Genomic DNA, 17,519 nt, shown 5'->3' on the forward strand with positions numbered 1-17,519 from the left:
CTCCTAATATACTCGAACTTCAAATAAAGAAAACTGTTGACTACCATTGGTTTGGAGTAACTCTAATTTCAATTTATTAGTCTGAATAGGTTGCTCAAATTCTTTCACCAAATGCCGTTGACGATTTTGATCTACCGACCACCACCGTTTCCAACTACCGGCTTCCCAGTAGTATAGGTTAAACGCCTTTACTAGTTCGGGGACCTCATCAAAATACGTACGATGGTGGTGTAGATTAATAATATCTTCGTTAACGTCATCGTTAAATGTCAGGTTAATCTGTTTGATATTCTGGAGTCCTTTCCAACTTAGTTCGATGGCTTCTGGTTGACCGTTAAAATTAGTAACCCACATATTGGGTCCACTATAAGGTCGAACATACCCATTAATAATTTTCGTTGGTTGAAATGCGTTAGTTTGTTTTACTCGAAAAACAAAGTTCCGCCGGTTAATTAATTGATTTGTCCAATACAATAGTGGACTTTTTCGAGAATAATCATGCAGCTCCGGCTGGCTCAATTCGGCAATAGGATTATTTACATAGCTCAAAACCCCGGCAAACTCTTGATTTCCTAGATATAAAGTGCAATTTTCGTTTTTTTCAATTACCACAAATAAGTTTTGTGCACGACTAGGCTGGTAATTAACTTTAACTTCTTGCCATCCGCTAAACCCTTTACCAATTTTTATTTTTTGTTCACCAATTAACGTATCCGGAATATAATTTTGTGGGTTCCCGGTACTGTACCACTTAACTACTAAAGAAGTCGCCTTTTCGGTTGTTAAAAAAATATCCAATTGGTTAACTTGAGGATCTACGGGAATGGTAAAAGCCGCTGCTTTAATTAATCGATATGGTTCAGCATTCGCCACGTAAGTGTTAATTTCAGTTAATGTGCTAGTGGACGTAATGTCAGCCTGCCGGGCTAGGTCGTGTTCATCTTGATTTTTAATCCCTAATATCGCACCGTCTTCTCTCAATAAAGTTTGCTGATATTCCTTTAAATATCGCAAATAAACATCGCGAGGATTAGCGTTATGTTTAACTGCAATGGCTGCTGCAGTCCCTGCTGCCTGCCCCATTACTGCGCAGGTTGCCATTACGCGAACCGTTCCAAAAGCTACGTGAGACGTAGAAACATCTCTTCCGGCTAAAAATAAATTACTAATATTTTTTGAATACAGTATGCGATATGGAATATGATAGATTCCATCAGGAACGGAATGTTGTGCGCCAACAGAGTCGTTGTAAACGCCAGAAGCTGGATGTAAGTCAATTGACCATCCTCCAAAGCCAATCCGATCTTTAAACAACACTTGTTCTTCAATATCAGTTTGCTTTAGTGTATAATCTCCTTCAAACCTACGATATTCTCTTTTCCCAGGTACTGAACCAATCCATTCCAAAGTTAAGTTATCAGCATCATAATTTCCGGAATTTTTAATATAATCCCAAATTCCGTATACGATAGCTTGCAATTCGTCCCTAATTTTTTCGTTATCATGAACAACGTCTAACTCACCGCCCCATTCAATCCACCAATAAGCACAACCATTATCTTCTTTTTTAATAATTCGATTTTTAATAATTGAAGTCTTAGTAATGTCTCTTGCAAAACTTGGTTTAACGTACTTTACTGGACGACCAAGATCCTTAGTATAGAAAAATAGTGTGCTACCTAGGGTCGTTTTATCTTCGTGAAGCGGTGCTAAGCTTTCGTTAAATTCTGCCCGACTTTCTCGCCCAAGCCGAAATTTTGCTCCCGCTAAAAAAGCTACGATGCCATCTCCACTGCAATCAATAAAGTGGGAACTCTTGAAAGTAATTAGCCTTTCTGAACCTGACATAAAACCTGTAATTGATTCGATCTTTTGATGGTCCTGCATTTTCACCGTCATTATTTCGGTATTCAAAAATAAGCGGATGTTACTTTCCTCTTTTACCTTTTCCATTAATAATGCATCCCATAAGTATGGGTTTCCCTCTGGATTACGGTACTGATTTTCTACAAATAATTCCCCCATAATTCCCGTCTCTCTTGCATATCGATTAACTCCATGCTTAGTTGCGCCTGCCACCCATACACGAATTTCGCTGCTTGAATTCCCCCCCAAGACTCCTCGATTTTGTACTAACGTTACTTTATGATTCAAGCGTGCTGCGGCGATTGCAGCACAAACACCTGCTAATCCGCCACCAATCACCGTTATGTCAGCGGTTACATTTTCTTCTAACATCATATTCGTCTCCTTGGTCTTAAGATACCCAGTTGTGACCATTTGCACAATTTACTTTTTTTAGTTAAACATGTATTATTTTTGTCAAAATACAAAGGAGGATTTTCCGATGTCTGTTGAAACTGCTGGATATGCATATTGGCAAAATAAGCCCCGTTTTCAACTTAGTGCTGACGTAGATTCACAATACGTCATGTACATCATTGAAAAAGGAGCTTGTTGGTACCACTTCAATAATCATGAGGGGGTTGCTAAAGCAAATGATGTTTTAGTCGTTCCGCCATATACTAACTTTCAGCGTAAAATGCTACTAACTATGACTTTTCACTTCGTCCGTTTGACTTCTGATACTGACATTCCCCATTCTATGATTGGAAATCACCACTACTCTACTAGCCGCTTTACTGAAAACTGTAGCATGCTAAAGAAAACGAACTTTAGTTTTCATCCCCGTGCTCAAATAGTTCGTAATCACATTGTTAATGATTTTATGATCACTAAAATTATGACTTATTTTCAACCAGCCCCGAAAAATATTCGTCATCGCAATCAGACAATTACTGCTGCAATTAATCTAATGCACCAGGATTTAACGCTTTCCATTAATAAAATTGCTTCCCAAGTTGGACTTAATGCTGCCTACTTTTCTAAAACTTTTAAAAAGGTAACTGGTGAGTCTCCAATTAGTTTTTATACCAAAATCAAACTTAAAAAGGTTCAATCCCTATTAATTACTACCGACCTCTCGCTAACAGAAATAGCCGATACAACTGGTTTTAATGATTCATTCTATTTAAGTCGGGTTTTTAGTCGCTACTTAAACTGCTCACCAAGTGAATTTCGGAAAAATCACATTATTTAGTTAATATAATAAAAAACAGCCACCAACATCTTAATATGTCAGTAGCTGTTTATTATTATGACTATTCATCTATATTTAATGATAAAAATTGTAAGCCGCCCCTACCAAATTAGCATCATTATGCATTTTAGCAGCAATTACTTGGGGTGTGATTGGGATACCGTTTAATTGTCCCACTAAATCGCTTAACGTTTGGTTCAAGCCGTTAATAAATTCTCGGTTAGCAGAGATACCTCCCCCAATAATTATGGCTTCGGGGTCGGTACTAAACTGGATATTATAAATAACGTGCGCTAAGTTAGCATACATCTTTTGCACTTCCGTAATGGCTAATTGATCGCCCCTAGTTGCCAATTCAAAAACCTGTTGTCCAGTCCATTGCGTGCCTTTTTGTGCATTGTATCGTTCCGCAACTTTAACAGCCGTGCCCACCATGCTTAACTGCTGGTTATCTAGTCCTAGCATCATTCCAAATTCACCACCATAAAGTTGGTGGCCATGCACGATTTTGCGATCAACTACGACTGCTCCACCAACCCCGGTACCAATTACCACGAATAAAACATTTTGCATGTCCTTAGCGGCACCCAACGCAACTTCTGCTAAAGCAGCGCAGTTAGCATCGTTTTCCATCGCCACTGGCAGCCCTAATTTTTCTTCGAGTTCTTTTTGGATGGGAAAATTATGAATGTATGGCAAAGCACTAATCCCGCCAATCACTCCGGTATTTTGGTCAACCGCCCCTGGGATACTCATCCCTACGCCAGCAACGTTAGTAAATTTTGCACTAATTGTTTGTAAAACTTGGTAAAAATCAGTAAGCTTGGCGGGGGTAGCAACTTGTCCTTGATCACTAAGGCGCTGGTCTTCTTCATGCCATAATCCGTACTTAATTGACGTGCCCCCTACATCAATTGTAATTAAATTCTTCATTATTAATCCTCCACTGAAAAGCCATTTTGCTTAATTAAATCACGGTACCAGTAGCCACTCTTTTTAATAGTCCGTTGATAATGATTATCTAAATCGACACTCACTAAACCGTAACGATTTCGGTACCCATTCAACCAGGACCAACAATCTACGAAAGTCCACAAATGGTATCCAAAACAATTACTTCCCTCTGTAATGGCTCTATGTAACTGGGTTAAATGTTCTTTAATAAAGTCAATACGGTATTGGTCATCAATTTGTCCGTTTGCATCGGCATACCGGCGCTCATCAGCAACTCCCATACCATTTTCGCTTACGTACCAAGGAATGTTGTGGTAACGCTCTTTCATCATCATGGCCACATCATATAATGCTTCTGGGTAAATTTCCCAGCCCCGGTATGGATTAATTCGGCGCTCTGGCCATTCGTAATTAGCAAATAAATCGTCGGTATTTTGAGCCGGAAAATTTGGTTTCTCGGGTGCTTTGACTCGGAGTGGCTGATAATAATTAATCCCGATGAAATCAACAGTATATTCGGCAATTAGTTTTCTGTCCGATTCTTTAGTTTCCGGTAACATTTGATGCTTTTTAACCAGGTCAATCAACTCTGACGGAATTTCTCCTAAGACTGCTGGATCAAGAAAGCTGCGACTCAATAATAAATCCGCAGTTTCCTTAGCTATTTGGTCTACTTTATCATTGCTTCGCGCATAAGCCGGTGTAACGTTCAAAATAATTCCAATTTTTCCACCAGAAATGTTTGCTTCCCGAAACGCTTTAACTGCCATGACGTGAGCCATCAACGTATGATACCCTACCTGAATAGCTTTTTTGAAGTCCACCGCCGCTGGATAATGGAAACCGTACAAGTAACCCATTTCGATATGCACAATCGGCTCGTTGAACGTTACCCAATCCGTAATTAAATCCCCAAATTGCTCAAAAGCTGTTTTCGCATAAAAGTAAAACGCGTCAACTGCCTCCCGTGTTTCCCAACCTCCTTTTTCCATTAGCCACCAGGGCATATCAAAGTGGAAAAGGTTAATAATCGGGTGAACTCCGTGATTAATTAACTCTTGGAAATACTGCCGATAGAATTTAACCGCCGCAACGTTTAAAGTTTTCCCGTCAGGAAGCAACCGGGCCCAGGCAATTGATGTCCGGTACGAATTTAAATGTAAATCTTCCATAATTTGAACATCGTTAGGATACTCTTCATATACGTTTGACGTATTTTCTGGTCCTTGTCCTTCGTTAAATTTTTCAGGATTCATTGCAAACCACTTGTCCCAGGTAGTGGCCGACTTGCCATCTTCTAGACTGTGTCCTTCCGTTTGCGGAGCTGACGCCGCCGCTCCCCAAAGAAAGTTTTCAGGAAATTGCATTAACTCTTCCTCCAATTTTTCAATATATTTTCAGATTTAGCCCACTGAGATAAATCATGTTGGTGTAAATCAATGTACTTTGAATAAATAATATCCAGATCAATTAGCGCTGGAACCTGCGGAGAAATATTTCCTAACGACTCTTCTGGAGAAAAACTTGCAGTATACATTACTCCATCGCAGTATGGTAGGTAAGCCGATTCATGATTAGCAGTAATCAATAAGATATGTGCGCCACGAGCTTTAGCCGTTTCAATTGACTTAAGTATGGATTTGTCCTTTGCGCTAATTGAAGAGATTAACAGAGTATCGCCTTTTTTTAAAAAATTTGCGTTTAAGGATATCGACTGCTGATCACTAAAATGCTGGACTATCTTACCAAACCGGGCAAACCGAAATTCAAAATCTAGTCCGACAAAGGAGTTAAATCCTAACCCCCAAAAGAAAATAATGCGATTTTTAAAAATTCGTTCACAGAAAAGTTGCACGGTTTGTTCATCGTAACGATCGCTCGTCCGTTGGGCAATGGCCCGGTAACTGTCCACTACGTCACTTGAAATTCGCGAAACTTTACGGTTTAGCGAGCCTAGGTATTCTTTATACAAAAACACTAGCTCCTTGTAATTACTTAACCCAATTTTGTGGCTGAACCTAGTAATTGAAGACGGTGATACCGCTAATTTTTTGGCCAATCCATTAATGTCGCGCACTTCTTGGTGAGCGACAAAGTAGTTGGCAATTATTTGCTCCACGTCCGTAAATTGTTCCCGCTTTGATTCAATCATCAATATTAAATTACTCATTGATTCACTCATATACTCATCTCGCTATTTTAAAGGTCTTCACCTCTCCCGGTTGGAAGCTAATTTTTTCAATGCTTGCCGCATAGCCTAAATCTTTTCTAATCCGCCCCGAGAAATCGGTTTCATTTATATAATACTGCTTATCGAGGTTAATGAGTTGATCAATTTGAACTTTTTGCTTGTTTAAATTAACTACTCGAATTAAATCTGCTGTTCCATCAATGCTTTTTGTTAAGCTACTAAAGGTGATTCGCCGGTCAACCAATTCAAAAAATGGTTGTGCTTTAATCGTATTTTTTAGCGGGTGCATCACAAAGTACTTCAAAGTGTTAGTAAACTGATTTAAATCTTGGGCTTGATAGTTCGGATTAGTCACCGCATACTCCATAAACTCTTTACTTACCTCAGCTGGATCAAACTGTTTGCTAATGTAAATTGCCCATTTAAAATGCATTTCCTTTTGTAGCTGGCTATCTGGTGTAGGAATATAGGTAAATTGATTCCCAGACGCTACTCCCGGACGTCGGAGCAAATCTGGACGCCCCAAGTAACCTACTGATCTAAACAATGTTAAGGCTACTCGATCATTTTGAGCGCCTGTAATCTGATATTCTTTGATCCCCTTTGTTAAGAAGCTGACACTACGTTTATCATCGTGTACGTTAACGTAGTGGATCATCGGAAAAATGGCCGTAGGTTCTTCGTGATAGCCAATTGCTTGCCAATCCTTTAAGTGGGGATCCACTACTGGCCTTTTAATATAGCCAAAACCAGTGTCCGCGTAAGAGGCCTTAGCATAAATGTTAGTGCGATTAATCACTCGCATGCGATGGTCCTTGGCCTCGTTGTGAATTTGTAATTCATGATTAATCCGACCACTTCCGTCTAACTCGAGCTCTAACTGGTAGTTGATTTGTTGATTTTGCAAGTTTTCTGCCCGTGATGCTAAGTCAACCGGAACTGCCCAGGTTCCTTGTAAAATTAATTGGCTAGTCACCCGTCCTTTACGGGTAGTGACCGCAGCGTCCTTAAAATCTAAACGATAAACTTGATCTTTGTAAGCCGGCGAGTAATCATAAGTATCCCCTTCGTCTCCGCCGTCTTCAATATACATAAAGTCTTCAACCAAAGTTTGATCCTTCAAATTAGTCAAGTTTAGCTTTCCATCAACCCATTCAATTTTAAAATGGTTATCACTAATCGATTTGTCCGTTGTATTTCCCAATAATGCGGGTACGGTTTCACTAGCGACAATATCAAAAGATTCCCACTGTAGTGCCGGAAGGTTTATTCGCGCGCTGCAGTCAATTTTGTAGTAGAAATCACCATCTTGGTACGCATTAGTATCCCGCTTAATTTGCCCGTGATATTCTTTGGTGACTTTTTCAACGTCTACCATTATCTTTTGATCGTCCTTCATTAGCTTAAAGGCAGGGTTCTTTAGTGATAATTGGAATTTAACTCGTTTAGTTATTGGATATGGTAACGTATTAAAGAAAGTAATCGTATTTTCTCCATAGCTCACATCTGACTCAGTAATTTTACGAGTAAGGTAATCAACAACCGAATAAGATAATTGATCCGCCTCTACCAACCGTGCCAAAATCATCCGATTTGTTTTATCGCTATTACATCCACCAGCGCTATCGTGAGCATGGTTACGCACGATTAATTTCCAGATTTTATCTAACAAAGCTTTTTTATAAGGGATCCCCGCACGTTCAGCCATCGCCATCAAAGGTTCTACTTGGTAGATCATTCGTCTTTCTACTTTATCATTAAGATATTTTTGGTCGTACCTAGACGAATAGATTGAGCGGTGAATTTTCGACACGGAAGGATCAATAAATTCTCCCGTAACCTGATCCAATTCATTTTGATGCTGCTTTAGATTCTGAAAATATTTAACATAATTACTTTCAACTAACTCTGCATCGTCAAGTTGTTGATTATAGAAGCTAATTCGTTCTTTTAAATTAAAATCAACATAACGTTGATCGCCACCCACCGGCAACGGGACGTCGTCGACACTTGCGCCTTGAACTACCGTAGTCATCATGTTTTTGGCGTCGTCATCTTCAATTAAACCGACCCCAACAAAGTATCCGTTCTTGATGTTAGCAACGTTAACTTGTGAGCCGTCTTCTGACTTCCAAATAAATTCACGGTTAGCGGTCTTTTCTTTCGGCAGCCCCCGCCAAAAAACGGCGTTTTTAATGTTCATTCCGTTATAAATTTTAGGCATATCCGCACCTTGCCCAAAGGAATCCGGCAAATATCCAATTGGTTGTGCTCCTCCTAACCGTTGCGCCATTTTCATTCCTAAACTTAAGTTACGAACAATTGATTCGCCGGTGATAATTAGTTCATCCGTTTGGGTATACCATGGCCCAATAAATAGTCGACCTGCGTTAACCCATTTTTTAATTTCCTTACTTTTTTCTGGATAAGCATCTAAATAATCATCTAGAATACTCATTTGCCCATCCAATAGGTAGTAATCGACTTTTTGCGCTTGTAAAGCTGCGAAAACTTCGTCCATGTGATAAACAAATTGAACCAATGCTTCATCTCTCGTAAAGTACCATTCAAAATCCCAGTGGGTATGATGAATTACGTGTATTTTTTTCATTACTACTCTTTCTCCTAAACCTAATATTTTTAATAAAAAAGAGGCTGAAAGATGTTTCCCAGCCTCCACTTTTTGGTTATGGAACTATATTTCATTAATTGCTTGAGCTAAAATGTCTGGGTCATCATTTTCTAAAATTATTTTAGTAAAATCTTCGTCCATCAGCTTTCTAGCAATTTCACTTAAAAGCCGTAAATGTTCCTTAGATCCTTCTTGAGGAATTGATAGCGCAATCGCTACTTGAACTGGCTTTTTATCAAGTGCGTTCCATTCAATTTGGTGATCAAACTTAATTACGAACAGTCCGGGACGTTTTACACTTGCGTCATTACTATGAGGAATGGCAATTCCGTTTTTAAAGCCCGTAGTAGTCTCTTTTTCTCGATTCATTAATCCCGCAAAAAAACTGTCTACAGAATCTGCATATCCCAGTTTATTAACGTGTCCCGCAATGGCATGAAAAGCCTCTTCTTGAGTTTGGCTGTCATGATCAAACAAAATATTTGCTTTAGAAAAAACATTTGCATCCATATAAATGTCAATTTCCTTTCACTTTTAATCTTCTACCGCTTTAGCCGCTTCAATAACGGCATCGCTTCTCGTAAATCCGATAATGACAGCGGTAACCGCAATTCCCGCACATACACAAAGAATCCAAGTGATGAACGGAACTGGTTGTTCAATGTAACCAATAAAGGTTCCTAGTGGCGAACCAATTCCACCATAGAACTTGCATCCGGTTAGGGAAACTAATCCACCCGCAACGGCTGATCCACATACATTAGCAATAATCATTCGAATTGGATCCGCAGCTACAAATGGAATCGCTCCTTCGGTAACTCCCACTAAGCCCATTCCTAGAGCCGCACTAGCTGCCGCCTTTTCATCCTTAGAAAACTTCTTCTTCCAAATTACGGAAGCTAACCAAACTCCGAGTGGTGCTACTGAAATTGCAGCTTGGGCAGCAGTTCCCGGAACAAAGTTGGCATGTGTAATCCCATATTTACTCATTGTATCTGTAAACACTGCCGTGCCAAAAATTAAGGCTGTCTTGTTGACTGGGCCACCTAAGTCGAAGCCCATCATCGCACCAATTATTGCGCCTAAAATAATTGGAGCACTTGTTGAGTGCGCGTTAATCCAATTTAGCCAGGAGTATAGGCCGTCCATTCCCGCGGCAATCGGACTACCAATCAAGTAAAATACCACTAACGAGATAAACAGCGTCGCAATCACCGGAATAATCATAATGGGTACAATCGGTTGAATTATTTTTGGCCATTTAATTTTTTTAAGTGCTTTAACAAAGTAACCAACAATAAATGCCACTAATAAAGCCGCAATAAATCCACCGCCCGCTTTTGCGTGTAACAGTTCCGCGTCGTTTGCAATATATGCTCCAATCATTGCCGGTGCCATGGCAGGCTTATCAGCAATCGACATTGCCACAAAACCAGCAAACAATGGAATCATTAATTTAAAGCCAACTTGTCCTACCTGGAACAAATTTGACATCAATAACCCCATTTGAGTATGGTTATCAAATCCCCATTTAACAATCCGTCCCGCACTATCTCGTTGAAACGCGTACAAGTTCGCAATCGTTAAAATTAATCCCGCTGAGATTACCATCGGAATCATGTACGAGATCCCGGTCATTACGTGGGTAAAGAAACCATTCTTCTTATGGTCGTTACCAATTTTGATTTTACCGACCTTAGTACCTTTCTTCCCAAAAACTTCTGCTTTGGCAATTGCGTTTTCAATCAAAGCCGCTCCATCATCAATCGCCTCGTTCGAATCGGTTACGTATAATCGTTTACCGGTGAACCGAATTGGGTCAATCTTAATGTCGGCTGCTACGATTACTAAGTCCGCAGCTTGTATATCCGCTTCGGTTAGTACGTTTTCAGCCCCCATTGCCCCGTCTGTTTCTACCTTAACTTGGTCTCCGCGAGCTTTAGCTGCTTTCTCAATTGATTCTGCAGCCATATATGTATGCGCAATTCCAGCTGCACAAGCCGTTACCGCCACAATTTTCATTGGGCCCTTACTACTTTTTTGCATTATTTCCACCTCCATCACAACTGTAAAACGCTTCCATTGTTTTTGCAATTGTTTTCATATATATGGGTATTTATTTCGAAATTCTTGCAATTCGTGAAAATAATTTCAACAAAAAAGTGACCAACACCAACTTTCTACTACATAAAAGATTGTCTAAAAGCAAAAAAGGAATTGAGTCTTTTAACTCAATTCCTTAGAAAAATTTTTAACCTAATCTTCCAGATATTCCTCGCGCAAACTCAATCCAAACCGTTGTGCTAAATCCCGAAAATCTTGGTCGGTAATCTTTTGAAACATTTGGCCACCTTGTGCTTGAATCGCCGTATATACGAGGGCTGATTTTTCAACCGTTTCCACTAGTCCATACGTCTCATCCAAAGAGTCCCCGGCCGCAAATACTCCGTGGTGTGGCCAAACTACTACATGATGGTCTACCATTTTTGTTGCAGTAGCTTCTCCAATTGCGGTAGTTCCTGGACACATATATGGAATTACCCCAACACCTTCTGGGAAAACCACGATTGATTCAGGATGCATCTGCCACAACGTTCGACTCAGTAGTTTTTCTGACAATGGCAAAGTAAAGGTCATCGCAATTAAATTAGTCGGGTGGCAATGCATGATCACCCGTTGTTCAGGGTCTTGTTTTAACCGCGCAATGTGACTCATTAAGTGTGCTGGAAATTCGCTGGTTGGTTGGCCACCGTCGTTAAAGCCCCATTTAATCGCCACGCTTTGACCATCCGGATTAATTTGGATCAAGCCCATGTCTCGTTCGGGATATTCGGTAATATTTTTAAAGTAGCGTCCCGTACCGGTAACTAGATAATATTTTCCAGCCAGTTCACTTGCATCGAAATCAATGGCGACGGAACGGAGGGTTTTAGTAACGTCGCTAAATGCGCGCACTTCTTCAGTCGTTAGTCGCAAACTGACGTTACCGCCGTTACGTTCGTCCCAACCGTGTTGGTATAAATTCATCGTGGTTTGTTTCATTTCTTTCACGTATTGTGAGTCAATAAATTTCATCGTTTTCCGCCTCTTCTATCAATCTTATTTTTGATCCCGCGGGAATTGAACTTTTTGTTCATAATCCCGAATATTTGCGAGCCAATCGGTGCCAACCGGTACGTTGTTGCGTAAACAAAATTCGTCCCAAACTGCCCCAAATGGATAAGATTTTAATTCTTCCGTAACTGCCAACCGTTTCGTAAAGTCGTAATTTAATTCAGCTTCCTTCAAGTCATCAATTGGAGTTAAAAGCGCTTGTAATAATGCCTTCTGAGTTGCCCGAGCCCCAATTACCCAAGCAGCCACCCGGTTAATGGTGGCATCAAAGAAGTCTAAGCCAATGTTGGTCCGGTCTAGTTCTTGATCACGAACCAACGAACGCATAATCCGGATCAAAGCATCGTCAAAAATTACCACGTGATCACTGTCCCAACGTACCGGACGCGAAACGTGCAACATCAACCCCTTCCCAAATGGCAGGAAGGCTGAGAATTTATCCGAGACATCTTCGGTTGGATGCCAATGTCCCGCATCAATGGTCCATAATTTACCACGACTAATGGCGTAGTTATTGTAGAAGAGATGGGAGCCGACCGTGTAAGATTCAATTCCCGTGCCAAAGAGTTTTCCTTCGACTGCTTCAATAGTATTTTTTTCGTCATACGGTTTAGCAAAAATCTTATCCAGCGATTCGACTAGTCGGAGACGCGGATTAAGCTTGTCAATCGGATTATCCTTGAAACCATCGGGAATCCAAAAGTTGTTGACGGATTGTTGACCCAGTTCTTCCCCAAAGTAATTGGCAATTGCCCGGGATTGTTGGCCAACCTTAATCCAGAAGTCCCGGACGTCTTTTTCGGGACTGGCTAAGGTAAAGTTATGTTTAACCATTGGGTGTGAGAAAAAGGTCGGGTTCATGTCTAGGCCTACGCCCGCTTCCTTAGCCCAATCAACCCAGTACTTGAAGTCTTCTGGGCCAATTTCGTCAAAGTCCTTTTTCTGATTAGTAACTGCGTATAAGGTATGCAATGCCACCTTATGATTTCCAGGAATTAGGCTTAACGCCTCCGATAAATCACCTGTTAGTTGATCCGGAGTCCGCGCCATACCAGGATAATCGCCAGAAACCCCAATGCCCCCCGTCAATTCTTGTTCGGGATTCACAAATCCATGAATATCATCACCTTGCCAACAATGCACCGACAATTTAATCTTCGCCAGCTTAGCCAACATAGCTTCGGTATCAACCCCAATTTCGGCGTAACGCGCTTGAGCAACTTTGTACGCGTTTTCAACTTCGCTTGCTTTAGTCATTTTATTTTCCTCCTAAAAATTATTTAATCTAAATGAAAGACTTCTTTTAAATCAGTGGTCACCGGGCTATTATCTGGATTAGTTTCCATCAATGGTTTCATGTAGGCCCACCATTTTTTACAGATTGCCGTCTGAGCGATTTCGTTGTACTTGGCCACGTCTGGAACTTCTAAGTAGGCAAACGTCTGCCCCGTTTTTTCGTTTAAGTAAATCGAATAATTATGTGCACCGTGTTCCTTAAGGGCTTCCTTCATCTCTGGCCATAGCTCAGCATGCCTTTTTGCATATTCGGCGTATGCATCTTTGTGTAAATACATCACTTGTCCAATTCGGATCATTGATACCACTCCTTTCTAAACTTGGCTTGTAATAAATTGTTGGTACTGTTGTAAAATGTCGCCGTATTTACCAGTTTCCGGATAATAATGCTTTAATTTAAACGACTTACCAATCAATTGGCGTCCCGCATTAATATTTTCCACGGCGTCCGTTGCGATCATCTGGACTAAGACGTTACCAATTGCGGTGGCTTCGCTAGGTCCTGCAATAACTTCCACATTGGCTAGCGTACTGGTAAGTTGATTCATCAAGGCAACGTTGCTGCCCCCACCAACAATGTTAAGTCGTTCAATATGGTAGTTTAAAATTTGATCTAATTTTTGAAGCTCATTTGCGTAATATAACGATAAGTTACTGTAAATCGCTTGGAAAAGTTCGCCCGGCGTTTCTGGAACCGGTTGTTGAGTTTCCCGACAGTAATTTTGTAGTTCAGCCGTCATGTTTGCCGGATTGACAAACCGGGGATCATTAATGTCAATGAACTGCTGGAACGGGCGGACTGCTTCCGCTTGCTTAGCAAGTTCTCCAAAACTAATTTCATCTGCTAATTCACGACGAACGCATTGCGCAATCCACAACCCCATGATGTTCTTTAAGAAACGGTAAGTTCCGTAAGCCCCCCATTCGTTTGTATAGTTTTCATGGAAAGCAGCTAAACCATTTTCCGGAACGTTCAGCTCGGTGCCCAGAAGCGACCAGGTCCCCGAACTTAAGAATGCCCAGCGATCGCCCTGGCCTGGAGTTCCCACTACTGCTGAAGCCGTATCGTGGGTCGCTACCGTGATCACTTCAGTTTCTGGCAAATCGAATTGGCGATGCCATTTATGACCTAAGTTGCCCAAAACCGTTCCTGATTCAACTAACCGAGGGAATTGGTCTGGAGAGACGTTAACTTTGGCCAACAAGTCTTTATCAAACAAGCCGACCCGTAAATTTAACATCTGCGTGGTGGATGCATTAGTAATTTCAGTAACTGCATTCCCAGTTAGTACATAGCCAATGTAGTCGGGAATCATCATGATTTTGTCCGTTTTAGCTAGTAATGCTCGATCAGTCTTGTAAAGCTGGTACAGCGTGTTAAAGTCTTGGAACTGGATTCCAGTTTTTTCATAAATGTATTCCTTCGGCAATTCACTGGTTAATTCGGTAATCGCCTGGGAAGTTCGCCGATCCCGGTAACTGATTGGATCTTCTAACTTCTGACCGTCAAAACCTACTAAAACGTAGTCAACTGCCCAAGTATCAATGCCTAATTCAATGGCGTTAATCCCCCGCGCCTTGACCTTGGTTAACCCCACGAGAATCTCGTGAATCAAATGGTCAATATCCCAACGGTCATGTCCATCTTTAAGTTTGAAACCGTTAGTAAATCGATGGACCTCTTCTAATGTAAGCCGCCCATCTGCGGTGGGTTGAGCTAGCATCAGGCGTCCGCTAGATGCGCCAATGTCAACGGCAACGTATGTTTTCATCTTTTCCACCAACCTTCTTTCCAAACTAATCTTGGTCATTACCGTAACGTTCCTTACTAATTTGCTCTAGAGATTTTCCTCGAGTATGCGGTGTCCAAACCGTCCCAATCACTAAGGAAACAATCAATAGTGCAATCATGAAAGTTCCGGCAGCCTTAAAGCCCATGCTAGTTAAGATAGTTGGAAAAATAATTGACCATATTCCAGCGGATCCTCGCACAACGAAAAACATTACACCTTGCGAACCAGCCCGGTAGCGAGTCGGAAACAGTTCAGTAGCCCACAATGCATACCAAGCTTGCGCGCCGATTCCAGCAGACACGCCCCAAAGAATTACGAAAAGCCATAAGCTAGTCCAATTCATTCCCGCATAAGTTAATACAATCCATGACGCTGCTGCCATTGCCGCCCCAACAAAGTAGAAAATTCGGTGGTTTGCTCGATCACCAAATTTAGCGAACCCGACATAGGTACCTAAAGCAGTTAAAATCCAGAGTACTGCTTGCAATAAGTTGGCTTGCATGTTGGTTAATCCCCCAACCGTTTCGTAAACATACGGCATGAAAAATCCCATTGCGCCAGCAACTAGATTCCAGAACATGTAAACTCCAATCAAAAAAAGTAGTGACTTGATATTAACCATGTTGGAAAATAGATCTTTATACGGATGGGAAGTGATCCCACTATCTTTTTCGGCCTGTTTTTGCTCTTCAAAAACTTGAGACTCTTCCAATTTACTTTGCAATCGCCACGCAATAAATGCCACAATTGTTAAGAAAATGAATAAAAGTCGATTTCCAAGCAAACCGATAGGTGCTAAAATGGTCCCCGCGATAAAAATGATTGCTGGTCCCATTGACCAAGCAAATTGGGAAATCCCAATATTCTTTGCCCGATCAGTTGAACCCGATGTTTCTGAAATATAAGTCCAGGACGCAGGCACCCCAGCTCCCACAGCAATTCCCGTAATTAAAAAGCCGGCCAAAAGCATTGGAAAATTAATTGAAAAAGCAATAATGGCAGTTCCTAGCATGTAAACTAACATGTCATAAGTGTAAATTACTTTTCGGCCAAACTTATCTGATAGATGCCCACCGATTAACGCTCCAATTGCTGAACCAAACGCGTTGGCACTTAACGCGCCTAAAAGCCCCACTTGGAAACTAGAAAGACCCAGTTCCTTTGTCCAAAATGTCAATCCACTGGCTCCAGCGACAATTGAGCCTGAATCTAAAAAATTCGTGATTGATACGGCAATGGTCGATTTCACCGATCCTTGTTCTTCACTCATTTCAATACCCCCTCAAATCATTTATATTTGCTTACATTCCGAATTGTAATCGTTTACAACGGGTGATAAAATATCCTAGTTCTTCATGAAAAGTATCATATTTACAGGAGGTATTCAGATGAATCCTAGAGCCTTGCACATGCTGTCACAAACTAATATAGTTGAGGAAAAACAGAAGATTAAGCGATCTTTTGTTGAAGACATGCCATCTTACGTTCTTCAAACTGGCGAATTAAGCGACGATAAAATTCAAATTCTAAATAACAATTTATTTAAGAATCGAGATGTTTACATTAGTCGCCACAATCGTTATGCTCCCTACCCCGCACACAGTCATACTTTTTTCGAAATGAATTACATGCTTCAAGGGCATGCTACTGAAATAGTTAACGATCAGCGAATTGAACTACAGACCGGTGATTTATTGCTTTTAGATATTGGCGCAAAGCACCAAATCGCTGCCCTAGGTGATCACGATATCTTGGTTAATATTCTTTTTAAACGACAAGTTATTAGCATTAATTTATTAAATGACATTCGTCGCAGTAATAGTATTTTGCACGAGTTTTTAATTGATCGAGCCATTGACGATGCAACTGGCACGAAAAATTTTTTATTATTTAAGCATAAATCCGGCCATGAAATTCCTAACGTTTTGGATAAAATTATCGAAGAATATTATTTAAAACGAGATTTTTCTAACTCAATCATTAAATCCTATCTACAAATTTTATTTGTACTTCTCGTCCGCCACTATCCCCTCGATATCGGCCAACATCCCACTAAACAACAAATTTTGGTCACTAAAATCCTTAAACAAATTGCCGAAAACTACCAAACAATTCGTCTTGATGATCTAGCACGTAAATACAAATATAGTAAAAATTATCTTGGAAACCTGTTTAAAGAAGTTACTGGAAAGACGTTCACTCAAGCAGTCACACAGCAACGTTTGATTCAAGCCCGTAACTTAATTTCTTCAACCAACCTACCCATTACCGAAATCATGCATCAAATTGGCATCACTAATAAGACCTTCTTTTATAAAAAGTACGAAGAGTTTTACCACGGGAAGCCAGGAGATGATCGTTAATTTAAATTTTTTGAAAAAATTTCTTCATCTAGTGCATTATTTTTCAGCTTTTTCTGAAACAAATTCACCGAATTTT

General features: G+C 40.6%; 14 protein-coding genes. 2 read left to right on the plus strand and 12 right to left on the minus strand.

Features of this window, described 5'->3' with window-relative positions; genetic code table 11:
• Positions 1–3: 3 nt before the first annotated feature.
• On the minus strand, positions 4–2,241 hold the full coding sequence (locus I6H64_RS05100; protein ID WP_008841914.1) for an FAD-dependent oxidoreductase: 2,238 nt from the start codon (positions 2,239–2,241) through the stop codon (positions 4–6).
• 106 nt (positions 2,242–2,347) lie between these two features.
• Here I6H64_RS05100 and I6H64_RS05105 point away from each other — a divergent pair, with 106 nt between their 5' ends.
• Positions 2,348–3,100: a helix-turn-helix transcriptional regulator gene (locus I6H64_RS05105; protein WP_036685585.1), complete on the plus strand. Its 753-nt coding sequence runs from the start codon at positions 2,348–2,350 to the stop codon at positions 3,098–3,100.
• A gap of 75 nt (positions 3,101–3,175) precedes the next feature.
• On the opposite strand, the gene I6H64_RS05110 is transcribed toward I6H64_RS05105, so the two are convergent.
• The 11 genes from I6H64_RS05110 to I6H64_RS05160 form a co-directional block, all read right to left on the minus strand.
• Positions 3,176–4,033 (minus strand): ROK family protein, encoded by an 858-nt coding sequence (locus I6H64_RS05110; RefSeq protein WP_008841912.1) that lies wholly within the window; start codon positions 4,031–4,033, stop codon positions 3,176–3,178.
• Positions 4,034–4,035: 2 nt separating this feature from the next.
• Positions 4,036–5,421: a glycoside hydrolase family 1 protein gene (locus I6H64_RS05115; RefSeq protein WP_008841911.1), complete on the minus strand. Its 1,386-nt coding sequence runs from the start codon at positions 5,419–5,421 to the stop codon at positions 4,036–4,038.
• The gene (locus I6H64_RS05120; RefSeq protein ID WP_232623520.1) at positions 5,421–6,224 is read right to left on the minus strand and encodes a MurR/RpiR family transcriptional regulator; all 804 of its coding nucleotides are present in this window, start codon (positions 6,222–6,224) and stop codon (positions 5,421–5,423) included. Before I6H64_RS05120 ends, I6H64_RS05115 begins: the two co-directional genes overlap by 1 nt.
• A 16-nt stretch (positions 6,225–6,240) precedes the next feature.
• Entirely contained in the window at positions 6,241–8,856 is a 2,616-nt protein-coding gene (locus I6H64_RS05125) for a glycoside hydrolase family 38 N-terminal domain-containing protein (RefSeq protein ID WP_036685582.1), read from the minus strand.
• A gap of 84 nt (positions 8,857–8,940) precedes the next feature.
• Entirely contained in the window at positions 8,941–9,387 is a 447-nt protein-coding gene (locus I6H64_RS05130) for a PTS sugar transporter subunit IIA (protein WP_005916348.1), read from the minus strand.
• Between the two features lie 24 nt (positions 9,388–9,411).
• On the minus strand, positions 9,412–10,923 hold the full coding sequence (locus tag I6H64_RS05135; RefSeq protein ID WP_005916347.1) for a PTS fructose transporter subunit IIC: 1,512 nt from the start codon (positions 10,921–10,923) through the stop codon (positions 9,412–9,414).
• Between the two features lie 210 nt (positions 10,924–11,133).
• Positions 11,134–11,952 carry a rhamnulose-1-phosphate aldolase gene (gene rhaD, locus I6H64_RS05140; protein ID WP_056985196.1) on the minus strand — a complete coding sequence of 273 codons (819 nt, stop codon included), beginning with the start codon at positions 11,950–11,952 and terminating at the stop codon, positions 11,134–11,136.
• A 24-nt stretch (positions 11,953–11,976) separates the two neighbouring features.
• Positions 11,977–13,248, minus strand: coding sequence for an L-rhamnose isomerase (locus I6H64_RS05145; RefSeq protein WP_008841905.1), 1,272 nt, complete (start codon positions 13,246–13,248; stop codon positions 11,977–11,979).
• A gap of 23 nt (positions 13,249–13,271) precedes the next feature.
• On the minus strand, positions 13,272–13,586 hold the full coding sequence (gene rhaM / locus I6H64_RS05150) for an L-rhamnose mutarotase (RefSeq protein WP_005916343.1): 315 nt from the start codon (positions 13,584–13,586) through the stop codon (positions 13,272–13,274).
• A gap of 15 nt (positions 13,587–13,601) precedes the next feature.
• A complete protein-coding gene (rhaB, locus tag I6H64_RS05155) occupies positions 13,602–15,059 on the minus strand; it encodes a rhamnulokinase (protein ID WP_141348654.1) in 1,458 nt (485 codons plus the stop codon).
• A 25-nt stretch (positions 15,060–15,084) separates the two neighbouring features.
• Positions 15,085–16,350 (minus strand): MFS transporter, encoded by a 1,266-nt coding sequence (locus I6H64_RS05160; protein WP_008841903.1) that lies wholly within the window; start codon positions 16,348–16,350, stop codon positions 15,085–15,087.
• A gap of 118 nt (positions 16,351–16,468) precedes the next feature.
• On the opposite strand from I6H64_RS05160, the gene I6H64_RS05165 reads away from it, so the two are divergent.
• A complete protein-coding gene (locus I6H64_RS05165) occupies positions 16,469–17,443 on the plus strand; it encodes an AraC family transcriptional regulator (RefSeq protein ID WP_036685576.1) in 975 nt (324 codons plus the stop codon).
• The last annotated feature ends 76 nt before the right edge of the window (positions 17,444–17,519 follow it).

It is taken from the genome of Pediococcus acidilactici (genome assembly GCF_016127815.1).
GTDB classification, from domain to species: domain Bacteria; phylum Bacillota; class Bacilli; order Lactobacillales; family Lactobacillaceae; genus Pediococcus; species Pediococcus acidilactici.

Coding starts and splice junctions, on each gene's coding strand:
- I6H64_RS05100 (WP_008841914.1), bottom strand. CDS start 2,241: ATGATGTTAGAAGAAAATGTAACCGCTGACATAACGGTGATTGGTGGC.
- I6H64_RS05105 (WP_036685585.1), top strand. CDS start 2,348: ATGTCTGTTGAAACTGCTGGATATGCATATTGGCAAAATAAGCCCCGT.
- I6H64_RS05110 (WP_008841912.1), bottom strand. CDS start 4,033: ATGAAGAATTTAATTACAATTGATGTAGGGGGCACGTCAATTAAGTAC.
- I6H64_RS05115 (WP_008841911.1), bottom strand. CDS start 5,421: ATGCAATTTCCTGAAAACTTTCTTTGGGGAGCGGCGGCGTCAGCTCCG.
- I6H64_RS05120 (WP_232623520.1), bottom strand. CDS start 6,224: ATGAGTAATTTAATATTGATGATTGAATCAAAGCGGGAACAATTTACG.
- I6H64_RS05125 (WP_036685582.1), bottom strand. CDS start 8,856: ATGAAAAAAATACACGTAATTCATCATACCCACTGGGATTTTGAATGG.
- I6H64_RS05130 (WP_005916348.1), bottom strand. CDS start 9,387: ATGGATGCAAATGTTTTTTCTAAAGCAAATATTTTGTTTGATCATGAC.
- I6H64_RS05135 (WP_005916347.1), bottom strand. CDS start 10,923: ATGCAAAAAAGTAGTAAGGGCCCAATGAAAATTGTGGCGGTAACGGCT.
- rhaD (WP_056985196.1), bottom strand. CDS start 11,952: ATGAAATTTATTGACTCACAATACGTGAAAGAAATGAAACAAACCACG.
- I6H64_RS05145 (WP_008841905.1), bottom strand. CDS start 13,248: ATGACTAAAGCAAGCGAAGTTGAAAACGCGTACAAAGTTGCTCAAGCG.
- rhaM (WP_005916343.1), bottom strand. CDS start 13,586: ATGATCCGAATTGGACAAGTGATGTATTTACACAAAGATGCATACGCC.
- rhaB (WP_141348654.1), bottom strand. CDS start 15,059: ATGAAAACATACGTTGCCGTTGACATTGGCGCATCTAGCGGACGCCTG.
- I6H64_RS05160 (WP_008841903.1), bottom strand. CDS start 16,350: ATGAGTGAAGAACAAGGATCGGTGAAATCGACCATTGCCGTATCAATC.
- I6H64_RS05165 (WP_036685576.1), top strand. CDS start 16,469: ATGAATCCTAGAGCCTTGCACATGCTGTCACAAACTAATATAGTTGAG.